Annotated in this window: 3 protein-coding genes and 1 pseudogene; all 4 read left to right on the top strand. The window is 67.2% G+C overall.

The window, feature by feature from the left end:
- On the top strand, nt 1–244 hold a 244-nt coding region (locus WBA11_RS12980; RefSeq protein ID WP_424521101.1), incomplete at its 5' end, for a substrate-binding domain-containing protein.
- 52 nt (nt 245–296) lie between these two features.
- Complete coding sequence (locus WBA11_RS12985; RefSeq protein WP_424521102.1) at nt 297–2,234, top strand: T9SS type A sorting domain-containing protein; 1,938 nt, start codon at nt 297–299, stop codon at nt 2,232–2,234.
- A 111-nt stretch (nt 2,235–2,345) separates the two neighbouring features.
- A complete protein-coding gene (locus WBA11_RS12990) occupies nt 2,346–5,090 on the top strand; it encodes a TonB-dependent receptor (protein WP_424521103.1) in 2,745 nt (914 codons plus the stop codon).
- A gap of 75 nt (nt 5,091–5,165) precedes the next feature.
- Nucleotides 5,166–6,257 (top strand): annotated as a pseudogene (locus WBA11_RS12995) (hypothetical protein); the annotation flags it as partial.

Consider the following 6,257-nt stretch of genomic DNA (forward strand, 5'->3'; position numbering starts at 1 on the left):
GGCCATAGGCGCGCTGCGGGCCTTCCGCGAGGCCGGCCTCGAGGTCCCGCGCGACGTCGCACTCGCTGGCTTCGACGACATCCCCGTCGCCGAGTACGTCACGCCCGCGCTGACCTCGGTCCACGTCCCGATCCACGAGATGGGGAGGCTGGCCGTCGGCCTCGTCCTCGAGGCTGGGGCCGGGCAGACCACCACCCTCACCACTCGCCTCGTTATCCGCGAGTCCTGCGGCTCCGCCCGCTAGCTCGCTCCCCCTGGGCCTCCGAGCCCGTGTTTTTCCACTCCCTCCCCCTCTAATGAACCGCTTCGTTACACTTTTAGCCCTCGTGGCCCTCACCGCCCCGCTGGCGCTGGCCCAGCACCCGGCCCGCACCAACAACGGCGTGTTCACCGACCAGGTGTTCGCCCGCGACATCGGCGCCGCCGACATCACCCTCGACGGCACCCTCGACGAGCCCGAGTGGGCCAACGCCGAGACCCTCACGCTCCAGCAAGGCGAGTCCGATTTTTGGCCCGGTGGTGGATGGCAGATCCAAGAGGGTCCCGCCACGGACCCCAGTGAGGGCACGCTCCGCCTTCTCCGCAAGGGGAACATGATCTATGTCGGCCTCGAGGTCGCGGACGAGTCGATCGGCGGCTCGCGCAACTTCTTCCAGCACGACGGGCTCGTCATGAGCATGTCCGACGAGCGGCGGCGCGACGAGGACTTCGCTCGCGCCGACACGTCGTTCCAGGCCAACTACTTCGGCATCGGGAACCAGACCGAGTTCTTCTACACCTGGCTCAACCGGGGCGTCGGCGGCCTCGAGGCCGGTGCCGACTCGGTGGGCCAGGCGCCGACCGTCAACGGCAACATCAACCCCGACCGCGGCAGCCCCGACGAGCGGATCGACACCGACGTCCTCGAGGTCTCCTACACCATCGACGGCGTCGCCAACGACGACTTCAACGGCAACGCGACCCCGACCGAGGACGTCGGCTACGTGATGGAGTTCTCCATCAACGCCGAGACGCTCGGGTTCGACCTCGACTCCGGCGAGCCCTTCCCGATCACGTTCGCGCTCTACGACCTCGACTACGCGTGGCCCAGCGACGAGAACCTCCGGTCCCGGAACCGCGCGTGGTTCCAGAACCCCTTCGGCAACAACTTCAACTTTGGAGTGAGCTACGTCGTGGGCGACCCCAGCGTGACCGTCTCGTCCGGTGCCGTCCCCGCGACCGATCCTGACCTGACCGTCCCTGAGGGCAGCGTTGTGGTTGATGGCCGGCTCGACGAGGACGTCTGGAACACGGATGCAGCCGTCTCGCTCCAGTACATGATGACCGAGGAGCAGCTCGACGCGCTCCCGGGCGTCGGACCTCACTACTCGGCGTGGTTCCGGCCTGGCGCTGACGAGAACGTCCCCGTCGTCGACGCCTCGACGGGCGACTTCCGGTTCGCCTACGAGGGCACGACGCTCTACGTCGCACTCGACTCCGACGACGCCGCCATCAGCGGCCAGACGAGGGACGAGGCCCGCTTCGACGGGTTCCGCCTGATCCTCCGCGACCTCTCGGCGAGGGACAACATGGGCTCGGAGGCCGATCGGTTCGAGCACCTCCAGTTCGCAGTCGTCGTGGACTCGACGGGCGCGGCGACCTTGCTCCAGAGCGCGGCCGCCGACTCGGTCTTCAACGTTACCGCCGCGGCCTTCCTCAAAGGCACCTCGACGGCCGCTGACCCCTCGGACATCGACGAGGGCTACTCCATCGAGATGAGCATCGACCTCGCGGACTTGGGCATCAACCGGTCGCGGGGCGTGTTCTGGGTCGGCGCCAACTACTTCGACGGCGACGACCTCGACCCGGCCGAGAACAGCTACGGCACCCGCACGTGGTGGCTCACCGAGCGCGGCGTGGGTCCCACCGCCCGGGCGTTCTTGGACGGCAGCATGATCGTGTCGAACGAGACCGACCCGGCCGGCGACGAGGTGCTCCGCGCGCTCGGCAACGCCCCGAACCCGTTCTCCGCGACCACGCAGGTCCGTTACGAGTTGGCCCGCGCATCGACCGTGACCATCGAGGTCTACGACGTGCTCGGCCGCAACGTGCAGACCATCGAGGCCGGGCTGCAGACGCCGGGCGACCAGACCGCGACCGTGGACGCCTCCGCGCTCAGCGCTGGCTCCTACATCTACCGCGTCCGTCTGGACGACGGGACGAGCGTGAGCGGCCAGATGCTGGTGATCCGCTAACCCGCAAGGGTCGGGTCGTCGGCGTGGTCGCCGGCGGCTTGTGAACCGCGCCGGGGTCTGTCCATCGAGGACGGGCCCCGGCTTCCGGGGTGCAAGCCCTTTTGGACCCCTATGATGACTCGGCTCTTCCGGCCCGCCCTCCGGCTCCTCGTCGGCGTCGTCCTCGTCGCGACCGCCGCCAGCGCCCAGACCGGCAAGCTCTCCGGCCGCGTCCTCGATGCGAACGGCGAGCCCCTGATCTCGGCGTCCGTCCTGGTCGTCGGCACGGCGTACGGCGCCGCCACCGACCTCGATGGCGTGTACAACATCCTGCGCATTCCGCCGGGTACGGTCTCGGTGCGCATCAGCAGCATCGGGTTCCAGACGCAGCTCGTCGAGGATGTCCAGATCCGGTCCAACACGACCACCGAGCTCGACGTCACGTTGCGGGACGAGGTCGTCGCGGGCGAGGAAGTCGTCGTGACCGCCGAGCAGCCCATCGTTGACATCACCCAGACGAGCACCGTCGCCACCATCGGCCGCGACGACATCGCGGCGCTCCCCGTCCAGGAGCTCGCCGACGTGGTCAACCTGCAGGCCGGCGTCGTGGACGGCCACTTCCGAGGCGGTCGCCTGGGCGAGGTCCAGTTCCAGGTCGACGGCGTCTCGGTCAACAACCCCTACGACAACACCTCGACCTTGACGCTCGACCGGTCCGTTTTGCATGAGGTCCAGGTCATCTCCGGCACCTTCGACGCCGAATACGGCCAGGCGCTCTCGGGCGTCGTCAACGCCGTCCTGCGCTCTGGCGACGCAGGCCGGTACGAGGCCTCTTTCGAGTTCTTCGGCGGCGACTTCCTGAGCCCCGGCAACGATTCGACGGTGGTGCAAACGTCCATCGGCGGCCGAGACTCGATCGCGACGGTCCCCTTCGCGCCCTACATCTCAGACATCGACCCGCTCGCACGGCAGAACTTCCAGGGCAGCATCAGCGGCCCGGTCCCGCTCGTGCCCGGCACGACGTTCTTGCTCAATGGTCAGCGGTTCGTGAACAACGGCCGGTTCGCCGCCGAGCGCCGGTTCGTCCCGACGGACACGAGCAACTTCGAGACCAACCAGTTCAACCCAACCGGTGACGGCGCCATCGTTCCCCTGGGCTACGACCGGCGGTGGTCCTACCTCGGCAAGGTGTCCAACACCTTGATCCCCAACGTCCGGCTGGACTACCAGTTTATCGGGGCCGTCCGCGACCGGCAGGGCACGGACTACGCCTACCGCTTCAACCCAGACGGCGCGAGCACTCAGAACGAGTTCTCCCTGGTCCACGGGTTGGGCATCCTCCACACGCTGTCGAACAACGTGTTCTACGAGCTCAACCTGCGCCAGAACATCTTCGACTTCTCGGACTACCGCTTCGAGGACCTGGGCACCTTGCCCGAGACCGGCACGCGCGTTCCTCTCCCCGACGACTCGCCGTATGCCGTGGCCGGCCGGCCCATCGGATCCCAGAACTTTGAGAACGGGGCCATCATCCAGGGCTACGACTTGGGCCGGTTCGTCCAGCGAACCAACTCATACGTTGCGAAGGGTGCGGTGACGGCTCAGGTCACGAATGTCCACCTGGTCAAGGGCGGCTTCGAGATTCAGACGTCCGACGTCGAGTTCGGGGCGCCGGGCGCCGTCCAGGCCTTCATCATCGACGGCCGTCAGCAACTTGGCGTTCTCCGTGACACGCTCGGCGCCCAGGTCATCGACTTTCAACCAGTCCAAGCGGCGGCGTTCGTCCAGGACCGTATCGAGTGGGGCGACCTGCGCGTCCGCGCGGGTCTGCGGATGGAGTACTTCGACGCCAACGCGACCGTCCCGAGCGACCCGGCCAACCCAGCCAACGCCATCCCGGACGCCCCCGAGTCGTTCCCCATGGACACGTCACCGAAGGTGGTGCTGGCCCCACGCCTGGGCGTCTCGTTCCCGTTCCTGGACCGCGCGAGCCTGTTCTTCTCCTACGGCCACTTCTACCAGCTTCCTGGCTTGGGCACGTTCTTCAACAACGCCGACTACTCGGTTTTGCAGGACTTGCAGCAGGGCAACGAGTTTTCCCAAGGCATCCTTGGAAATCCCGACCTCGATCCCGAGTTCACGACGCAGTACGAGTTCGGCTTCAAGAGCCGGATTACGCGTGACCTCGGGCTCGATGTGAGCCTGTTTTACAAAGACATCCGCGACCTCTTGGGCATCGAGTTTATCCAGACGTACACGGCCGCCCAGTACGCCCGCTGGACTAACGTCGACTTTGGCAATGTGCGTGGGTTCACCGTCTCCGTCGATCAGCGTGCGCTCGGGCCGCTCTCGACGACGCTGGACTACTCGTTCCAGATCGCGTCCGGCAACTCGTCCGACCCGCGTGAGACGTTCAACCGCGCCGCGAGCGGCGACGACCCACTCCCGCGCGTGGCCCCGTTCGACTGGGACCAGCGCCACACGTTGAACGCGACCGCCATCCTGTCCGAGCGCGACAACTACAACATCACCGGCATCTTGCGAATGGGCTCGGGCCGCCCGTACACGCCGTCGCTGGGCACGGGCTTCGGGGCCAACCTGGAGAACAACTCTGGCCGCAAAGACCTCTCGGTCGTCGTGGACCTGCGGGCCGAGAAGGCGATCACCTTCGCCAGCCTCAGTTCGACGGCGTTCGTCCGCGTGTTCAACGTGTTCGACAGCTACTACCAGAACGGGGCGGTCTATAACGACACCGGAAGCCCGTTCTACACGCTCAACCCAGAGCGCCAACTCAACCCGGACCCGCGTCGGTTCGCGGAGCCCCGGCGCATCGAGATCGGCGTCTCGCTCGGCGGCTCCCGCCCGGTGCGCCGCTAGACAGACGTGGACGAAGACGCGGCCCGACCTCGAGGTCGGACGCTCTCCTAGGTCCCGCCCCCACACTCTGACCGAATGCTTCGCTCTCTCTCACTTCTCCTCCTGCTCGCGGTGGCCTCGGCCAGTGCGCAGACGCCGTTGCCGGTGACTCCGCCTGAGTTGCGCGGCCAGATCAACGCCGAGCGCCAGGGGCTTCACGACGCCAACCGCATCCGTACGCTGTTTTACAACTACGGCATGGTCGGCGACTTCGACGGGAACCCCGACCTCAGTGTGTTCCACTCCGTTGAGGTCCCGCGCGGCGTCGGGCTCAACTACTCGGACGGCGTGACGCCCTACGTGCTGGCCAGGGTGACGCAGGAGAACGGGACGCAGGCCCACATCATGCTCACGGGCTACCGCGAGCGGCAGGCTCGGAGCCCCGTCACAAACCGGGTCATGCGGTTCGAGCCCCGCCCGGGCTACGCCGAGCCTGACCCGTTGGTCAACCAAGCCCGGTCGCTCGCGCTCTCGAACGACTTTCGCACCTGGCCCGGCGCGGCGAACCAGCTCGGCCAGCTCGACCCGGCGTCGAGCCCGGCGGACTGCTGGATCGACAAGCAAAACGTGGCGGACGACCCGGGCTGGTGCGGCTCGTGGAACGGCTTCTTCGGCAAGCGGCCCAACGCCGATCAGGAGTCGTTCTTCGTGATGGACGACAACTACTACGACGCCTTCCGCTTTTTCCCCGACTCTCGCGACCGGACGCGTCGAGGCCTGGGGCTGCGCGTCGAGGTCCGGGGCTTCCAGTGGTCTAACCCCCAGGCCCAGGACGTCATCTTCTACCACTACGACATCGTCAACGAGTCCACGACGCGGTACGACGACATCATCTTCGGGCTCTACATGGACTCCGGCGTCGGCGGCTCCGGCGTGTCGTGCGACGGCGTCGGGGAGACCGACGACGACAACGCCCGGTTCGTCCGCAGCGTTGACGGCCGGCCCATTGACCTGGTGTACACCTGGGACGAGAACGGGCACGGCGTGAGCCTGCGGTCCAACTGCGAGCCGACGGGCTACCTCGGCTACGCCTACCTCGAGACGCCCGGCGACGCGACCGACGGGATCGACAACGACGACGACGGGATCACCGACGAGCGCCGCGACAACGGGCCCGGCGACCGGATC

This window comes from Rubrivirga sp., assembly GCF_049648075.1.
GTDB lineage: Bacteria > Bacteroidota > Rhodothermia > Rhodothermales > Rubricoccaceae > Rubrivirga.